Annotated in this window: 14 protein-coding genes and 1 pseudogene; 5 read left to right on the forward strand and 10 right to left on the reverse strand. The window is 41.6% G+C overall.

What is annotated here, in order from left to right; all coding sequences use genetic code 11:
• Positions 1–62: 62 nt before the first annotated feature.
• Positions 63–281 (forward strand): annotated as a pseudogene (locus tag WDB87_RS03795) (zf-TFIIB domain-containing protein); the annotation flags it as partial.
• 58 nt (positions 282–339) lie between these two features.
• Here WDB87_RS03795 and der read toward each other — a convergent pair.
• The 10 genes from der to WDB87_RS03845 all read right to left on the reverse strand — a co-directional run bounded on the left by der (position 340) and on the right by WDB87_RS03845 (position 12,044).
• Positions 340–1,806: a ribosome biogenesis GTPase Der gene (der, locus tag WDB87_RS03800; protein WP_089349382.1), complete on the reverse strand. Its 1,467-nt coding sequence runs from the start codon at positions 1,804–1,806 to the stop codon at positions 340–342.
• A 74-nt stretch (positions 1,807–1,880) separates the two neighbouring features.
• Complete coding sequence (bamB, locus tag WDB87_RS03805; RefSeq protein WP_337849102.1) at positions 1,881–3,059, reverse strand: outer membrane protein assembly factor BamB; 1,179 nt, start codon at positions 3,057–3,059, stop codon at positions 1,881–1,883.
• 10 nt (positions 3,060–3,069) lie between these two features.
• A complete protein-coding gene (locus WDB87_RS03810; protein ID WP_286248713.1) occupies positions 3,070–3,690 on the reverse strand; it encodes a YfgM family protein in 621 nt (206 codons plus the stop codon).
• Positions 3,691–3,709: 19 nt separating this feature from the next.
• The gene (hisS, locus tag WDB87_RS03815; RefSeq protein WP_286248716.1) at positions 3,710–4,990 is read right to left on the reverse strand and encodes a histidine--tRNA ligase; all 1,281 of its coding nucleotides are present in this window, start codon (positions 4,988–4,990) and stop codon (positions 3,710–3,712) included.
• Between the two features lie 395 nt (positions 4,991–5,385).
• Positions 5,386–6,504 carry a flavodoxin-dependent (E)-4-hydroxy-3-methylbut-2-enyl-diphosphate synthase gene (gene ispG, locus WDB87_RS03820; RefSeq protein WP_055016093.1) on the reverse strand — a complete coding sequence of 373 codons (1,119 nt, stop codon included), beginning with the start codon at positions 6,502–6,504 and terminating at the stop codon, positions 5,386–5,388.
• Between the two features lie 5 nt (positions 6,505–6,509).
• Positions 6,510–7,406: a RodZ domain-containing protein gene (locus WDB87_RS03825; RefSeq protein ID WP_337849103.1), complete on the reverse strand. Its 897-nt coding sequence runs from the start codon at positions 7,404–7,406 to the stop codon at positions 6,510–6,512.
• Positions 7,403–9,307 (reverse strand): type IV pilus biogenesis/stability protein PilW, encoded by a 1,905-nt coding sequence (gene pilW, locus WDB87_RS03830; protein WP_337849104.1) that lies wholly within the window; start codon positions 9,305–9,307, stop codon positions 7,403–7,405. The genes WDB87_RS03825 and pilW overlap by 4 nt, the downstream gene beginning before the upstream one ends.
• A gap of 126 nt (positions 9,308–9,433) precedes the next feature.
• Positions 9,434–10,564 (reverse strand): bifunctional tRNA (adenosine(37)-C2)-methyltransferase TrmG/ribosomal RNA large subunit methyltransferase RlmN, encoded by a 1,131-nt coding sequence (locus tag WDB87_RS03835; RefSeq protein ID WP_286248722.1) that lies wholly within the window; start codon positions 10,562–10,564, stop codon positions 9,434–9,436.
• 183 nt (positions 10,565–10,747) lie between these two features.
• The gene (gene ndk / locus WDB87_RS03840; RefSeq protein WP_004586996.1) at positions 10,748–11,179 is read right to left on the reverse strand and encodes a nucleoside-diphosphate kinase; all 432 of its coding nucleotides are present in this window, start codon (positions 11,177–11,179) and stop codon (positions 10,748–10,750) included.
• A 190-nt stretch (positions 11,180–11,369) separates the two neighbouring features.
• Positions 11,370–12,044, reverse strand: coding sequence for a DUF4760 domain-containing protein (locus WDB87_RS03845; protein ID WP_055020189.1), 675 nt, complete (start codon positions 12,042–12,044; stop codon positions 11,370–11,372).
• Positions 12,045–12,437: 393 nt separating this feature from the next.
• Here WDB87_RS03845 and trhP point away from each other — a divergent pair, with 393 nt between their 5' ends.
• The 4 genes from trhP (at position 12,438) to WDB87_RS03865 (ending at position 18,903) form a co-directional block, all read left to right on the forward strand.
• Positions 12,438–13,829, forward strand: a complete 1,392-nt coding sequence (trhP, locus tag WDB87_RS03850; protein ID WP_337849105.1) for a prephenate-dependent tRNA uridine(34) hydroxylase TrhP — start codon at positions 12,438–12,440, stop codon at positions 13,827–13,829.
• A gap of 8 nt (positions 13,830–13,837) precedes the next feature.
• Complete coding sequence (locus WDB87_RS03855; protein WP_337849106.1) at positions 13,838–14,092, forward strand: YfhL family 4Fe-4S dicluster ferredoxin; 255 nt, start codon at positions 13,838–13,840, stop codon at positions 14,090–14,092.
• A gap of 133 nt (positions 14,093–14,225) precedes the next feature.
• On the forward strand, positions 14,226–15,563 hold the full coding sequence (locus tag WDB87_RS03860) for a methyl-accepting chemotaxis protein (protein ID WP_286248725.1): 1,338 nt from the start codon (positions 14,226–14,228) through the stop codon (positions 15,561–15,563).
• 394 nt (positions 15,564–15,957) lie between these two features.
• Positions 15,958–18,903 carry a TonB-dependent receptor gene (locus WDB87_RS03865; RefSeq protein ID WP_337849107.1) on the forward strand — a complete coding sequence of 982 codons (2,946 nt, stop codon included), beginning with the start codon at positions 15,958–15,960 and terminating at the stop codon, positions 18,901–18,903.
• Positions 18,904–18,933 lie beyond the last annotated feature (30 nt).

Below are 18,933 nucleotides of genomic sequence, written 5' to 3' on the forward strand. Positions count from 1 at the left end.
TCACCAGTAAGGTATGAAAACTCTTTAAGAAAAGTGTCCGGCTGGAGTTGACCAGAACAGGTTGTGCAGGAATATGGCTTGATAGTGGGGAGCTTGCAAAAATACACGAAAACCATTTAACACCCAAAGAGAGAAAGTTGTTAGCCCACGAAATGGCAACCAATCATGGGTTTATAACTATTAAGCCGCCAAAGTCCAAGTATTCCCCCAAAGCGCCTAAAAATACCCAAGGCACCACTGTTGAACGGCTTGTGCAATTGGCATTACTTAATCTCCAATAAAAAACGGCGTACTAAAAAGTACGCCGTTTTTTTTGTAATAAATTAACGCTTATGCAGTTTATTTATTACGGTTTTCTTTTGCAAAGGCACGTATTTTACGTTTTTGCGAAAGCGTTACTTTGTTAGTACGCCCTGCAAATGGGTTATCACCTTCTCTAAATTCAATTTTGATTGGGGTGCCCATAATTTTAAGTGCTTTACGGTAGTAGTTCATAAGGTAGCGTTTGTAGCTATCTGGTAAATCGTGAACTTGGTTACCGTGAATTACAATGCGTGGCGGGTTATAACCACCGGCATGCGCATATTTAAGCTTAACACGACGACCACGAACAAGAGGCGGCTGGTGATCGGCCTGTGCCATGTCCATAATACGGCGAAGCATTGCGGTGCTAATACGTTTAGTTGCTGACTCGTACGCTTCATCAACCGATTCAAATAAGTGACCAACACCTGTACCATGAAGCGCAGATATAAAGTGTAAGCGTGCAAAGTCAATAAAACCTAAACGGCGATCAAGCTCTGTTTTAATACGGTCTTTAACGTAATCATCAAGCCCATCCCATTTGTTCACAGCAATTACTAATGAACGCCCTGAGTTAAGCGCAAAACCTAATAAACTTAAATCTTGATCAGAAATACCATCGCGCGCATCAACAACAAGTAGTACAACATTTGCATCTTCAATTGCTTGAAGTGTTTTAATTACTGAGAACTTTTCAACTACGTCGCTTACTTTTTTACGCTTACGAACACCTGCGGTATCTATTAAAATATATTCTTTGTCGTTACGGGTCATCGGAATATAAATAGAGTCGCGGGTTGTGCCTGGCATATCGTATACAATTACACGTTCTTCACCGAGTATACGGTTTGTAAGTGTAGACTTACCTACGTTAGGGCGACCAATAATCGCCAGTTTTACAGGTTTATCTGCAAATGCTTGATGGTCTGTATCGTCACCTTCGGCTTCTTGATAAAGATCAATTAGCTCTTCGTCATCATCGGCTACGTCTTCATCTAGTGCGGCAAGTTCTGCAATCACAGGTTGTAACGTGTGCTCAAGTAGCAATGTAATACCACGGCCATGTGCAGCTGCAATGTGATGTATTTCACCTAATGATAATTGGTAAAATTCAGCACAGTTTGAGTCGGCGTCAATGCCGTCTGTTTTGTTAGCAACCACAAAGCACTTTTTCTCTTGCTTGCGCAAGTGATTAGCAATGGCTTGATCTGCTACGGTCATGCCTACGCGGGCATCAACTAAAAATAACACAATGTCGGCTTCTTCAATGGCAAGTAAAGACTGGTCGGCCATTTCGGTTTCGATGCCTTCTTCTGAGCCATCAATACCACCCGTGTCTACCACGATAAATTCATAGCCATCGTAATTAGCTTGGCCATATTTTCTATCTCGTGTTAAACCTGGAAAATCGGCTACGAGTGCATCACGAGTACGTGTTAAACGGTTAAATAATGTGGATTTGCCCACATTGGGTCGCCCAACTAGAGCGATCACGGGAAGCATAAACTACCTCTTTAAAAAACAACAAAAGGCTTCGCAGTGCGAAGCCTTACAAAAAACCTTTAAGTGTTAGCTAGTTAGTTAGGTATGTTTACCACACTAACTTCACCATCACGGGTGTATAAAATTAGCTTATCCTCGGCTACAACGGGTTCTACAAAAAAGCCTGAGCTGTCAAATTCTTCACGAGATACTAACTCGCCAGTGTCTTTGTTTAGCCAATGCAGGTTACCTTCTTGGTCGCCTAAAGCTAAGTGGCTACCTGCAACGGCAGGGCCTGTAAGGTACCAACCACGTAGAGCGGGTTGGCTCCAACGTTCAATACCTGAATTTTTATCTAATGCGTAAATTACGCCATCACTATCTACTAGGTAAATAGTTTGTGCATCCATCGCTATTTCGCGGTAGCTGCTGTATTCACGCTTCCATACTACATTACCTGAGCGAATATCTACCGCTGCTAGATTACCGTTATAAGCAATAGCATAAGCGTAAGGGCCGCTAATAAGTGGTTGCGTGTCTACATCAACCAAACGCTCAAATTCTGATGCACCTTTAGCTACGGCAATTTCTGCACTCCATGCTGAGTAACCGCTTTCTGAAATTAGTACGCTCAGCTTGCCTGTTTCTAAGCCCATTAACACACCACCGTTTGCAACTGTTGGCGAGCTTTGGCCGCGCAGTGTAAGTGGAGGTACTTCTTGTTCAAAGTTCCAGCGTTCTTCGCCTGTATCTGGGTGCAGCGCTAATAATTTACCCGAGCCTAAATTAACAAAAATTAAGCCATCGCCAGCAGCGGGTTTAGATAGTGCTTCGCCAGGTACATTTTTACGCCATACTTCTTCACCCGTTTCGCGGTCAAGAGCAATAATAAAGCCGTGCTCAGAGCCTACGTAAATTTTACCATAAGCTTGTAATATACCACCCGATAATTTTGCTGTGCCATTATCTGACCATGGCCAAAACGATAGGTTTTCACGTACATCGGTTTCCCATAACGTGTCGCCATTAGTAAGCGAAAGCGCTTCAATTTGGCCTTCACGGCTGGCTACAAAAACAGTGTCTTTGTATACAGCAGGCGATAAGCGAGAAAAATAATGCTCTACACCACTGCCAACCGACTCTTGCCATACTACGTTTGTTTCAAACTGATTAACAATTTCAGGGAGTACCAACTCGTCTTCGTCATCGCTTGATGAACAACCCATTAGTGTTGCCATGCACAGTGCTAGAGTTGCTGTTGTTATTTTTTTCATACCTAAAACCTTATGCCGCTGGGCTAGTTACTGCTAGGTCGTCTAATTTAATTTGTAATAAAGGGTTTGTTGCTAACCCACCTGCATCGGCAGCGGCTTGATACGCAGTGCGAGCTTGGTCTTTATTACCTTGTGCAATGTAAATATCGCCTTTAAGCTCAGCTACATTGGCATTATATGCCTCTGGTAGTGGTGAGTTTAATGTGCTTAGCGCTTCGTCAAACTTACTTTGCGCAAGTTGAATACGGGCTAAACGCGTAATTGCGATGGCTTTAAGCTCTTCGCTTTGGGCGTTTGTAACAATCCAGCTTAGTTTTTCGCTAGCTAAGTCTAATTTTTTTGCATCAACAGCATCTTTTGCTGCAACAAAAGCGGCTAAAGTTGCATAGCTTGTGTCTTGATTATTTTTAATAAATGTATCAGCTGCGCCTAGTACATCATCACCCTGCACAAGTGTTGTATATTCGTCAGATGCTTGCTCAGCAGTTGTAATTTGGTTTTGGTTATATGCTTTCCAGCCGTATAAGCCACCTAAACCTACAATTACACCTAGCGCAAGTGATATACCATTTTCGCGAAAAAAGCGCTTAATGGCTTCTGCTTGTTGTTCTTCTGTTGAATAAATGTCCATTACTACCTCTTATGTTAGCTTAGCTATTTATAAGCTCAGCTAATAGCGCTTTAGCTTGTTCTAATTCTAGTGTGACTTGCTCTTTACGCTCGCGTAAATATTTTATGGTCACAACGCCTTTTTCTAATTCATCTTCGCCAATAATTACGGCAACAAGTGCATCGCTTTTATCAGCTCGTTTTAGTTGTTTTTTAAAGTTACCGCCGCCAGCATGTACCATAACGCGTAAACCCGGTACGTCGCTGCGCAGTTGCGCTGCAATGGCAGGGGCTTGAATACTTGCTTTGTCACCCATTGCCGCTAAATATACATCAGCATTGCGACGAATGTCACCTACACACTCAAGGGCTTGAAGTAACAGCACTAAACGCTCAAGGCCCATTGCAAAACCTACCGCTGGGGTGGCTTTGCCGCCAAGTTGCTCAACTAAGCCATCGTAGCGCCCGCCGGCACATACTGTACCTTGTGCGCCAAGGCTATCTGTTACCCATTCAAACACGGTGCGGTTGTAGTAGTCTAAGCCACGTACTAACTTTTCATTAACCGTATATATGACGCCAGCTGCGTCTAAACGTTCACATAAATTTGCAAAATGTTCTTTTGATTCAGCATCTAAATGCTCAGACAATTTAGGTGCATCCACTAAAATTGCTTGCACGTCTGGGTTTTTGCTGTCAAGTACACGTAATGGGTTTGAGTACATACGGCGCTTTGAATCTTCATCAAGCACGTCGGTATGTTGTTCAAGGTAGGCTACAAGTGCATCGCGGTAATCAGCACGGGCTTCGTTAGAGCCCAATGAGTTAAGCTCTAAACGAACGTGTTCGTTAATGCCAAATGCTTTCCATAATTGCGCGGTAAGTAATATAACCTCTGCGTCTATATCGGCTGTGGCAATACCAAATGTTTCTAAACCAAATTGGTGAAACTGACGGTAGCGGCCTTTTTGTGGGCGCTCGTGACGAAACATCGGGCCCATATACCACAGACGCTGCTCTTGGTTATAGAGCAAGCCATTTTGATTACCTGCACGTACACACACTGCGGTGCCTTCTGGGCGAAGGGTTAGCATGTCGCCGTTACGATCGGCAAAGGTGTACATTTCTTTTTCTACTATATCGGTTACTTCACCAATAGAGCGTTTAAATAAGTCGGTTGATTCTACAATAGGAAAACGAATTTCTTGATAACCGAACGAAGCTACTGTCTCGCGTAAAATGTTTTCTACTTTCTGCCAAACTTGTGTGTCGCCCGGCAGACAATCGTTCATACCGCGAACTGCCTGAATTTGTTTTGCCACTGATAAATCCTAATTACTGTTTATGTGTAATAAAAAATGCTTACACAACAAGAATGCTAAAAATTGACCCGTCATTATATACCCAAATGACCCCATGATGCGAGCGTCGTTGGAATTAAAAGCGATTTAGGCAAGGCATTGATTGAAAGTAATAGTGGTTCTATTGTTAAAATCAATAACGCAGTATAAATCGCTTTTAAACCAACCCGTTGGGCGGTTCACAGACACTTACTCTCATCGTTGTTACTTTTTAAAAGGGATTGCCATTCTTGCAAAGTAACGCCTTGATATTAAGAGCCTGTGAAACGCTGAATTCTGTATCTTGGGGTCGTTTGGGTATCCTCTAACTATAAAGGTAAACGCCAAACACCGCTGTTTGGCGCTTTATACGGTATTTATTCGACTATTTTAATGTCGATAGGTGTTTGCTGCTCTTTTTGGGCAATAAAGTCGCGTACGTAGCCTTCGAGCTGGTCAACAATGTTATTGTTATCAATACGCGCTTTTTGGCGCTCGCCATTAATGTATAAACCTGAGCGGCGATTTGCACCGGCAAGGCCAATATCACTAACAAGAGCTTCACCTGGGCCATTAACTACACAACCAATCACCGAAACAGACATTGGCTCAACCACATCTTCTAGGCGTTCTTCAAGTTGGTTCATGGTGCTTACTACATCAAATTCTTGACGTGAGCAGCTAGGGCAGGCAATAAAGTTAATACCGCGTGAGCGTATACGCAGCGATTTTAAAATATCAAAACCTACTTTGATTTCTTGAACTGGATCGGCAGCAAGTGACACACGTAGGGTGTCGCCAATCCCTTCGGCAAGTAACATGCCTAAACCTACAGCCGATTTAACCGAACCTGAGCGCATGCCGCCGGCTTCGGTGATCCCTAAATGCAGGGGTTGATCTATTTCTTTAGCAAGTAAGCGATAAGCGCCTACAGCTAAAAATACGTCTGATGCTTTTACCGATATTTTAAATTGGTCAAAATCAAGGCGGCGTAATATATCTACATGGCGCATTGCTGATTCAAGTAATGCCTCGGGAGTTGGCTCGCCGTATTTTTCTTGTAGGTCGCGCTCTAATGAGCCGCCATTTACACCAATACGAATAGGAATATTATGCTCGCGTGCTGAGTCTACAACGGCTCTAATACGCTCTTCACTGCCTATATTCCCCGGGTTTATACGTAGGCAATCTACGCCGTATTTTGCCACTTTTAACGCTATGCGGTAATCAAAGTGAATGTCGGCTACAAGCGGTATACTAACTTGCTCTTTTATACTTTTAAACGCTTCTGCAGCATCCATTGTTGGTACAGATACTCGGACTATGTCGGCGCCGGCATCTTGTATTGCCTGAATTTGCGCTACCGTGGCATCTATATCTAGGGTGTCGGTATTGGTCATCGACTGCACGGCAATAGGGGCACCGTCACCAATAGGCACGTTGCCTACATTGATGCGGGTTGATTTTCTGCGTTTAATTGGAGATTCTGAAAACATAGCGACTACTCTGCTAATGGTAATTTAAATTTGGCTAAACGATTTTTAGGATAGCCAGAAATATCAACTGGCTCGCCGTTTAGAGAAACACTAACTACGCCGTGCTTACCCAGCACAACTGAAAAAGGCGGGGTACCGCTTACAGTCATTTTATAGCCTGCTTTTTTTACGCCAAATGCAATGCGCTCACCTTCGCCATCATGTATTTCTACCCAGCTTTCATCGTTAAACACCATGTTAATTGTACTGATGTTGCTTTGCGTGTCGGGCTCGCTAGTCGCTGCTTGCGTGCTTGCTGCAATAGGTGTTGTTGTATTTACGGCTTCACTTAAGGGCACTTGTTCATCACTTGTAGGTGTTATAGCCGGTGTGCGCTGTGCAATTTGTGTTGCTTGCATTTGCGAACTACTCTGGCTTTCATTATTAAGCGCATTGTTATTTTGCTGGTTATCTAAAATTGAATTTTCAATATTGATAGTGCTAGTTTGTTCATCAATAGGCGTGGCATTTTGCCAAAACCACATGGCAGATGAGCCAATAACAATGGCTAAAATAATGTAGCTCACCAGCATTAAGCGGCTGTCGTGAGCCTCTTTTTCTGTGCGGCGCGAAAAGCTTTGCATGTTAGCCGGCTTTGTAGGCTCAGGCGGTGCAGGCAGCTTAGCTAAAATAGGGGCACTGTCGACGTTTAGTTCGCGACAATAGTTTTTTATATAACCTTTTACAAAGGTTATAGGGCCTAACGTTTGGTACTGATCGCTTTCTAATCGTTGTAACTGAGAAATAGAAAGTTTAAGCGGGCCAGTCAGTGACTCTAAGCTTATATTAGCTTGTTCTCTGTGCGCTTTTAATAGCTGCCCAACACTTGGTTCATCGCTTTGTTGCGTAGTTTCTTCTGTCATAATAAGTACGAATTTGGATCCACTAGTAATAGTCTGTGCCCGGGTGTAAGTTCTATATCTGGGCTTAATTTATTCCACCGCATTAATTCATCAATTAATACATGCCGCTGGGTAGCTATGTCGTAAAGGGTATCGCCAGCTTTAATCTCGTAATAAATATTAGGATCGTTTAAATAAATTTTACTTCCGTTGATAACACGATCCGACTCCTTTAGACCATTCCACTGCAGGAGTTTTTGTAGTTTAACATTGTATCGCACCGAAATGCTAAATAGGTTTTCACCAAATTCAATAATATGAAAAGGCACCTCTAACGGTGGTACTTTTGGATTAAGCATTGGTGGCGCTTGTTTTACACTAGGTTGGTAGTTTTTTAGTGTAATGTCTTGATTATCGTTGTACGAATTATCACTAAATACCGCGCTGTCTTTTTTAGCTTCGTAAAATACAACAGCATTGTTTAAGCCCGAATTTTGTGGGCCATTTGCAGCAGAACGCGTACTTTGCGGCGCATTAAAGTTAGCTTGTTTGGGAGCGCCAAACGAAATTATTTTAACTTCGTCATCATTTTTTGGGGATTGCGTAGAGGCGGCTTTTGGCGGCACTGCTATAGCAGATGATGTTTGCTGATCTTGGTGCTCAGTTGTTAATGCTAAAAGTACCGCTGCGGTATCTGTTTTAGTCTCTGCAGGCGCACTTATGGCTGGCGGTGTATCTACTGCTTGGGCAGGTTGGTTTTTGTTTGCTTCAGATGCCTCTGCCTTATTTGTAACATTAGGGGCCGCTACCACAGCAGGTACTTCTGTATTAGTTGTTGCTATTTTAGCTTGCGCTGGTTGAGCCGGTGATGTGTGCGCTTTTACTTCATCACTTTGCCCAGCTACGCTTTTTTGTTTGTTTGCTGCGGCAATGGTTGCCTGTGCTTTTGCCGTCTCATTTAATACTGGGCTAGATGGCTCAACGCCAGGGGAAATTAAGCTGGTAGAATTATCGGTAGTTGGACGTTTTTTACGAATAATTTTAATTTTTGGTTGCTCAACACTGATTTGCTCTTCACCATACTGCTCTTGAAGCTCCTCAAGCTGCGCTTTACGGTATTTTTCGCGCAGTATTTCAAACTCAGTTTGTTTAGTACGATTATCGCGAATAGCATAAGCTTGGTTACTTGTTGGGTAAGTTTGCAATATGGTGGCGGCAATTTTTTCTGCTTCTTCTATTCTGCCCATACGCTGTTTAATTAAATAACTAAGTAATAAAGCCCGTGCAGACACACGGCCAGTATCGTCATGGCGCTTTAAAACGTCGCTGGCTTTATGTAAGTCACTTTTAGCATAAAAAAGGGCTGCTAAGCTAATTAGGGTCGATGTACGCTGCGAGCTATGATTAAGTGCTTGTGTAAAGTAACTCTCTGCATTTTCAAAGTCGTTAAATTCAATGGCACATAGTGCAAGGTTTTCGTAGCTTTCGGCAACGCGAATATAGCTTGGGATATCAATAGCTTTTAAAAACTGATCAGTTGCGCGGTCATACTCTTTAATACTACATAAAAATACCCCGTAGTTATTAAGCGTATTTGGATCGTCAGGCTTGATTGCTAATGCTTTTTGATAAGCTTTATCGGCACGCTCGTTTTCCCCTACTTGTTGGTAATAATAAGCAAGAGAGTAATGTACTTCAGGAAGATTAGGGGCAAACTCTATAGCTCGCTCAAGGTTATACTTTGCTTGCGAGTTATTGCCTGTTTCTAAGTATTGTAAAGCCAGAGCGATACGTGTGCGTGCTGCGCCTGCATTATTGATTTTATTTTCGACGACGGGTTTGTCACTGCCGTTATAACTACTTTCACTTACGCAGCCTGTAAGGGTAAGTGTTGAAAGTGTTAAAGCAAGTAAAGATCGCATTACCTTGTCTCTGTTTTTCTATCCATAGCGCCTATCTTACCTAAAACCCTTGGTGTTGCATCATTTATTTAAAAATAAACAACTTATCCACCCTGCATAGAGAAAATACGCAGGGTGGTAACAGGCTTATGCTTGTTGGATATTTACGCTAATGGCGTTATCGTCGCGCATTTTCTTTTTCGCCATACGCTTAGTACGGTCAACAACATCGCCAGCTAATTGCCCACAGGCGGCGTCAATATCGTCACCGCGAGTACGACGAACAATACACGTAATACCCGCAGCTTGTAGTACTTTAGAAAAACGGTCAATACGGCTGTTGCTAGAGCGCGTGTACTCGTTACCCGGGAACGGGTTAAACGGAATAAGGTTAACTTTAGAAGGGGTACCTTTAAGCGTTTTAACCAGCTCATGTGCTTGGTCGGTGCTGTCGTTAACGCCATTTAGCATAACGTATTCAATAGTCACGTCTTTATTTGCTTTAGAGCCATCGATATAACGACGACACGCAGCTAAAAATTCTTCAATAGGGTACTTTTTGTTAATTGGCACAAGTATGTCACGCAGTGCGTTATCGGGTGCGTGAAGTGAAATAGCAAGTGCTACGTCTATTTTTTCTTTTAGTAAATCAAGTGCAGGTACAACACCTGAGGTACTTAATGTTACGCGGCGCTTAGATAAACCAAAGCCCCAGTCGTCCATCATTAGCTCCATTGCTGGCACAACGTTTTTAATATTAAGTAGTGGCTCGCCCATACCCATCATTACTACGTTGGTAACGGGGCGTTTTTCGCTGTTGCCATCAAGGCCTATGTCTTTAGCTACACGCCAAACTTGGCCAATAATTTCCGATACTTTAAGGTTACGGTTAAAGCCTTGTTGCGCAGTTGAACAAAACGTACACTCAAGGGCACAACCTACTTGTGAAGATACACATAAGGTGGCGCGGTCTTTTTCTGGGATCCATACAGCTTCCACTTCTTGGCCGCCATCAAGCACTAATGCGTACTTAATTGTGCCGTCGCTTGCTTGCTGGCGTACAGAGATTTCTGGCGCAACAATTTCGCATTCGTTTTTAAGCTTTTCTTTAAGCTTTTTATTCACGTTGCTCATATCGTCAAAGTTATCAACGCCAAAATGATAAATCCATTTCATCACCTGGTCGCCACGAAATGGCTTTTCACCGAATGATACAAATAGCTCGCGCATTGCATCTCGGTTTAAATCTAATAAGTTAATCTTTTTTTGCTCGGTCATGAAACAACCTCAATCGGTGACGGTGGAGATAAAATTTACAAGGGCGAATTGTACACAATTTACCCACTTTAATCATTAAGTAAAATATCAAAATGTACTTATGAATACTTTACGTAATGACTAAAAAAGGGCTCGAAAGCCCTTTTCTTACTTTGCATTACAGCGTTAACTGTAAAACTCGAATTAACGAGTACGTGGGCAAAGCTCTTCGTCAGCGAAGAAGTACGCGATTTCGCGAGCAGCAGATTCAACAGCGTCAGAACCGTGAACAGCGTTTTCGTCGATGCTATCAGCGTAGTCTGCACGTAAAGTACCTGCTAGTGCTTCAGCTGGGTTAGTAGCACCCATGATTTCGCGGTTTTTAAGAACAGCGTTTTCGCCTTCAAGAACAGTAACCATTACTGGGCCAGATGTCATGAAAGATACTAAAGCACCGAAGAAAGGACGCTCGCTGTGCTCTGCGTAGAAACCTTCAGCTTTCTCTTTTGAAAGGTGAACCATTTTAGCTGCAACGATTTTAAGGCCTGCAGTTTCGAAACGGTTGTAGATTGCACCGATGTGGTTTTTTGCTACTGCATCAGGTTTTACGATTGAGAAAGTACGCTCTAAAGCCATCTTTATGCTCCAATAATTTTTAAATAAAAGTGTGAATATTTACGGGCGCGAATTATACGCGTTTTAATTGAAAAAACCTAATTTTATTAAAAACCAGTTTGGTTGCAGTTTTGTGGTGTAGGTAAATGCTGCTTTAAAATAAAGCTTTTTTAAGGTATTAAGTAAGAATCTTAAAGCGGGATTTATAGCTTCAATTCAAAGATTTTATTGTTTTAATTAGCTCTTGTTCTCTTTTTTGTAGCTCTTTTATGGCTTGCTTCTTGCTGGGGTTGTAAGGGTAGCTTTCATTCAAGGCCAGGTTCAAATTTGTAGCTGCAGTATGTAGCTCTTTTAAATTTGAGTGCAATAAGTTTGATTGAATTGACTTTTCTTTTAACCTTCTAACTTTCCATTGTATAGCTAATCTAGTAAACATTAGAAAATACTTTGGATTTTCTTGCTGCGAATATATTATGTAGGGTTGAAATGAGTCATACATGTTTATTATGGTTGAGCCGTATGCTCGGTATAATAGCTTCTCATCAAAAGTTTTTGACAAGATACCATTTGCTACACTTTCCCACTCGTTCAGTAATAAGTCAAGATCGTCTGAAAGTTGAATGTATTTACTTATAGGTAACTTTTTTGCTGTCCTAAGCTCCTTGGTGGCACGGAAAGCTTCTACTATTGTTTTGTTGTGCTTGTAAGATGCCTCAAAATCTAAAGAGTTTTTTTCTCTTGAAATAAGTTTTTGAAGCGTAAAGCCTAATATCGCAACTATTGAGGCGATTATAGAAGCTATAATCGGAGCGGGTATTGTGAATATATACGTCAGTAGAATTAAGGAAGCTAGGGCAAATGAAAATACATAAAAAGGCCTGACCATCAGTTACAGTTGCTCCATTTAAAACAAAATAAGAGGCTAGGCCTCTTACTTTTAATCGTTATGTTGGATTTAAGTCCACTTCTCTTCTTCAGGGTTATGTTTTGAAATTAACATTTTAACTCTCCTATAGTTACCGAATACTGTTGTTTACAGTTGGTAATAAGAATAAGTATGGCTAATAAATTAGCTTAAATCAACCATTACTAAACAAGACCTACGGGTATTTTATGAGGTCTAACGATTGGTACAGCAGCCACTTATCCTGCTCTCTTGAAAAATGGACAACTTTGATTTTGATCAAAATAGATAAAAAGAAACTTATTATAATGCCGCGCTTGCAATATTAACTAACCATGCAGCCGATGTGTACTCGGTTGAACTTATGGAGCGCATATGCCAGCTGTTTCTTCTGTCACTTCTTTTATACCTGAACTGTTATGTCCTGCGGGGAGTTTAAAAAATATGCGTTACGCCTTTGCGTATGGGGCCGACGCCGTTTATGCCGGTCAGCCCCGCTATAGCTTACGGGTACGTAATAATGAATTTGATTTAGAAACATTAAAAATAGGGATTAATGAAGCCCATGCGCAAAACAAAAAGTTTTATGTGGTTTCTAATATTGCTCCGCATAACGCAAAGGTTAAATCGTATTTACGCGATATAGAACCGGTGATAGCTATGGGACCCGATGCGCTGATTATGTCAGATCCTGGGTTAATTATGCTGGTACGTGAAAATTGGCCAGCCATGCCTATTCACTTATCGGTGCAAGCAAATGCCGTTAATTATGCAAGCGTTCAGTTTTGGGCAAAACAAGGTATTGAGCGGGTTATTTTATCGCGCGAGCTCTCGCTTGAAGAAATAAAAGAAATACGCACGTTATGCCCAAATACTGATCTTGAGGTGTTTGTACATGGCGCGTTATGTATGGCGTATTCTGGGCGCTGTTTGCTCTCGGGGTATATTAATAAGCGCGACCCAAATCAGGGAACCTGCACTAATGCCTGCCGCTGGGATTATGATGTAAAACCAGGCACTGAAAACGAAATGGGCGATATGGTGCACAAAGTTGACCCTAACCAAGTTATACCAACGCTTGGCGAAGGTGCGCCAACCAATAATATTTACATGCTTGAGGAGCAAGGACGCCCTAGGGAGTATATGCCCACGTTTGAGGATGAACACGGCACTTACATTATGAACTCAAAAGATTTACGTGCTGTGCAATACGTAGAACAGCTTACAAAAATGGGCGTACATAGCTTAAAAATAGAAGGGCGGACTAAATCGTTTTATTACGTAGCCCGCACTGCGCAAGTGTATCGCAAGGCCATAGATGATGCGGCTTTGGGTAAACCATTCGATACTCACTTATTTAAAACACTTGAGAACTTAGCGCATAGAGGCTACACCGAAGGCTTTTTAAAACGCCATGCTCATCAAGATTATCAAAATTACGAATACGGTCATTCGGTCTCTACTCAGCAGCAATTTGTAGGAGAAGTAATAGGGCGACATGCAGAGGGTTTAGTTGAAGTAGAGGTAAAAAATAAATTTTGCGTTGGGCATTCTTTAGAGCTAATGACCCCAAAGGGAAATATGACTTTTGAGCTTGAATACATGCAAAACAAAAAGGGCGAAAGTATTAGTGATGCAAAAGGTTCTGGGCATATTGTAAAAATTCCATTAGATGTGAGCATTAATTTAGAGCACGCAATATTGATGCGCAATTTAGATGAGCACCAAGATACCCGCAATCCCTATAAAAATGTAGCAAGTGAGTAATCGGTAGCATGGCCCTATTTATTAATAACAAGTGCATTAATTGCGATGTATGTGTAGATGAGTGCCCCAACTGCGCGATTTTTATGGGAGAAGAAATCTACCAAATAGACCCAGCTAAGTGCACAGAGTGTGTGGGGCATTACGATAAACCAACGTGTGTCATAGTGTGCCCCATTAACTGCATTAAAAGCGATCCTTTAAATAGGGAGTCACTTGAGCAGCTCGCACAAAAGTATGTAAACCTAGTTGAAAGTGAAGGCTAAGCATATAAAAAAGGAACACATGCTTACAAATTTAGCAAAAAAGTAGCTTAAACTACTTATTAATTATCGCGTTATCATTAATACCTCCTATACTGGAAGTAACTTGATTTAGTGTTTTTTGGTAGGGAAATTAATGTTTTTTTCAAAAGGTAAGCAAAACGAAATAGCCGCTTTAAAAGCCCAGTTGTACCCTTTAGAGCAAGTGTGGGAAGGGCTTTACAAAGAAATGTTGGTACTTAATGTACTTTATGATGGGCGCATTTCGCATGCTAACGATAACTTTTTAAACGCATTAGGTTATAACGAAGATAATTTAACAAATAACCAGCTAAGCGATTTTATTGCTGATCAATCGCGTTTATCACCTGAATACACAGCACTTGAAAAAGCATTCCAAAAAGAAGGCCACTGGAGTGGAGCAATTGAGTTTGTTCGCCAAGATGGTAATAAAGAGTGGTTGAGGATAATTGTGCACCCAGTGGTGGGTGAACAAAACCAGTTATTGTATTTTTCGGTGTTTGGCACTGTGCTTACTAAAACAATAACAACCTCTCGCGAGCAAAGCGACACAATAAAAGCAATTTATCGGTCTATGGCTGTGATTGAATTTGATTTAGAAGGGCATGTATTAACGGCTAACGATCAATTTTTGTCAGCCATGGGATACAGTGAATCAGAAATAATTGGCCAGCATCACCGCGTGTTTTGTGAAACCGAAGAAGCTAATTCGGCCGAATACCAACACTTTTGGAGCAAGCTTAGACAGGGCCAATTTATTGCCGATAGGTTTAAGCGCATAGATAAGTATGGCAATGTAATATGGTTAGAAGCCACTTATAACCCTATATCAAATGATGCGGATCAGCTTTATAAGGTAATGAAGTTTGCCACAGTGATCACTGAGCAAGTAAACCGTGAAATGGCTATTTCACAAGCAGCCGAAATAGCCTATGGCACCTCCACAGAAACAGACAAAACAGCAGAGCGGGGTAGTAGCGTGTTACAAGAAACTGTTTCTGTTATGAACGAGCTGGCTATCAATATGGAGCAAGCGGCGAGTGAAATATCGGCGTTGGATCAACAGTCTCAACAAATAGCCAATATAGTGCAAAGCATAAGTAGTATTGCTGAGCAAACCAACTTACTTGCACTTAATGCTGCCATTGAGGCTGCCCGTGCCGGAGAGCAAGGGCGTGGTTTTGCTGTGGTTGCTGACGAAGTAAGGCATTTAGCGTCAAGAACATCAAAAGCAACAGAAGAAATTGTGGAGGTTGTGCAGCGCAATCAGTCACAAACACAAAGTACCGTAGCCGTTATTGAACAAGGCAAAGAAAAAGCAGAGCAAGGTTTAGCGCTTTCTAAAGAGTCGGGTGAGGTTATGGCTGAAATTCAAGATGGTGCTCAAAAAGTAGTGAATGCAGTTGGGCAATTTACTAGCCAATTAAACTCAAGTAATACCAACCCGCATTAATACTTAATCATTTTCAGGGGCTAAACGTGTCGCTATCTGCGTTAAAAAACTCTCATTTAGAACAACTAAATAGCGAATTTTTTGCCTTGCTATCAACTCGTTTATCCATCCTCAAAATAAATCACTTAATTATGCGGATTGGTATAACTAATTAGCAGCACTTATTACTCGTTGTTATTTATATAAGTGTTTTAAAAAGCCGCGTAAGCGGTTTTTTTGTGCGTTATTTTTATTAATTTTACTTTGATTAGTCGTGATTATTAGCAGTTCACTTAAAATTAGGCATGCGTTAACAATAGATTAAGTTTCGCTATGTAAACTTTGCAGCAATTTACCATTACGTATCTCAATACGTTTACGGAATCACTTATTTGCTCAACCTATAGCAATGTAAATGGAATCGCTGTCAAAGATGATTAATTGCCTACGTCATTACTCCTTATCTAAAGTGTATAAATCTTTATTTTGTGTATCTGTTGTTACTGCAAGTTCGTTTAGCTTAGCGGATGATGCTGCCTCACAAAATGCTAAAACCCAGCTTAAAAAAAATATGGAAGTCATTGAAGTTCGGGGTATACGCTCAAGTATGGCTGAGAACTTAGATGTTAAGCGTATGTCTGGCTCTGTGGTAGATGCAATTACTGCCGAAGATATTGGCAAATTTCCTGATAAAAATGTAGCGGATTCGTTGCAGCGGGTACCTGGCGTTGTAATAGAACGCGATGGGGGAGAGGGATCATCGGTTAGTATTCGTGGTTTATCATCTGAGCTTACATTTACTCAGCTTAATGGCAATTTTATTGCTTCCTCTGCGGGAGAGCCCGCTCGCTCGTTCGACTACACTTTACTTCCCTCTGCCATGATAGAAAGCGTAGAAGTGTATAAATCGCCAGAAGCACGTTTAGATGAAGGCGGCGTAGGCGGCACAGTATTAATGCATAGCCGCAAGCCTTTAAGTATGGAAGCCAATTCAGGTGTATTTAATGTTGAATCTACTTACGCTGATGTGACAAAAGAGTACGAACCGCAATTTAATGGCTTATATTCGTGGAAAAATGATGACGACACCTTTGGCGTATTAGTGGGTTATACCTATCAAGAGCGTACTAATCGCACGTTAACAGGCAGCACCGATGCAAATGTATGGCGTTACACCGGTGGCGGTCAACCTACTGATGTTAATGGTAATGCCGTTGATAACAATAATGGTTGGGATACGATAAGTGATGCTAGTGGTAATCGTTATGATGGCGTGTGGTTTCCGCAAGTTGTACGTGGCTCAGTGCTTAATGAAAAACGTGAGCGCGAAGGTATTCAATTTAGTACACAATGGCGCCCAACTAATCGCTTAGAACTAGGATTTAACTACTTTGGTTTTACACTCGGACAAGACAGAACCGAATCAGTGATTGATATTCCTGAGTGGTCACTCAATCCTGATTTTTTAACCGCCGTAAACCTGGATGAAACAGGCACTATTGCAACGGGTATGCAATATAATGCCAGTGCTAGCGGTGTTGAAAACGATATGCAATTTCCGTGGATGCGTGGCAGTTATGTACGAGAAGAGTCGACCTCCGATACTATAGATTTTAATTTAACCTACGAAGGCGATAGCTTTAAAGCGCGGTTTGTTATTGGTAACACTCAATCTGAGGGCGGCCCTGAAGAAAGTTGGGAAGCCGCTTATAAAAGCTCAAACGCCGGTGAAAACCAAGCCGTTATTCAAAACGCATCGCAAAGCGCAGCGTGGTCTTTAAATGAAAATAATGTATCGCTGAGTATTGATCCCAACACATTGGCTAACCTGCAAAGTGGCTTGGGCGGCGGGCGTGATGCTGGTTCGTCAAATTCAAGCTTTGTGCGCAGTGAACTCGAAGAGGATTATTATCAGGCCGATATCGACTTTTATGTTGATTGGGGGTTTTTAAAAACAATTAGAACCGGCGCTAAATATCGTCATGCCAATTTACACCGCGAGACCGGTAATACGTTTTTTTTAGATCCTAACTTTGATATTGCTGCAGGTGAAGCGAGTGAGCAAGGTATAACGCAATTTGATAGCTATCAATGGAATGGCGGTATGCCACTTGCCGAGGATGTGTTTATTAATCAAACCAATATAGTTGGCGGGTTTAACATAAACCAAATGCCCAGCATAGATTGGGATAAATACCGAAGTTTAGTAACCGACAACTACATGCCATATACTCGCATAGAAGATAACTTTGTATACGATATTGAAGAAAAAATATCAGCGTTTTACATTCAAGGCGATTTTGAGTTTAGTGAAGTAAGGGGTAATTTAGGTGTGCGCGTAGTACAAACTAAAACCTTAACCTCTTCTACCGATTTATATACTTATCAACTTGATCACACCAATGATGAAACAGGCGAGCCGGTTACTGGTGATGCGCGTTTTGTAGAAGACTATCAGTTGGTTACACAAAAAAATACGGACACACAAATTCTACCAAGCTTTAATATAGCGTGGGATGCCACCGACGATTTAGTGATTAGAGGCGCTATTGCTAAAGTGATGGCGCGACCAAATTACAGCGATTTAGGCTCGCAGCAGCGTATCACGTTTGTATCAAATGAGTGGGCAGATGACAGAGCGGCATTCAACGAGCTAGCAGGCTTTAGTGGCAGTGGTGGGAATAAAAATTTAAAACCTTTTGAGTCAGTACAGGCCGATTTATCTATTGAATATTATTACGACGAGGGCTCGGCATTAGGTTTAGCGCTGTTTCATAAAAAGGTTGATAACTTTGTTGTGCCGCTGGTAATAGATGCTCAGCAAGATTTTGCAGGCAAAGAAAATATAGTAGAGAGCGGTATAATTACCGTTGCGCCATACAGCACAGTGGGCAATGGCACCGATGCGGTATCAAAAGGGGCAGAAGTATTTATTCAACATGCATTTGCAGGTGGTTTTGGTTTTTATGCTAATTACACCTATAACAAAACCAATAAAGCCGATGTAAGTGTAAATGGTGAAGAATTTGGCCAATCACCATTAATAGGCAGTGCTAAATACCAGTACAACACCTCAGCTTATTACGAAGGCGAGTACTTTACTCTTCGCGCGTCGTACAATAAACGCGGCGAAACGGTCCTTGGCTTAAACAGCGGTTTAAATGTCTACCAAGACCCTTACGAGCAAGTTGATGTAAATGCCGCCATTAATATATCTGATAGCTTAAGTTTAACTGCCTCTGTTATTAATTTAACTAAATCGGAGACAGTTACGCGTTTAGGCAATGATACCGACGCGCGTTTATTAAGTTCAAGTTACTCTGGCAGGCGTTACTACGCAGGTATAAATTATAGTTTTTAAAGAAAAACCCACTATACGTTTATAGCACAC

This window comes from Pseudoalteromonas sp. C12FD-1 (assembly GCF_037414265.1).
GTDB lineage: Bacteria > Pseudomonadota > Gammaproteobacteria > Enterobacterales > Alteromonadaceae > Pseudoalteromonas.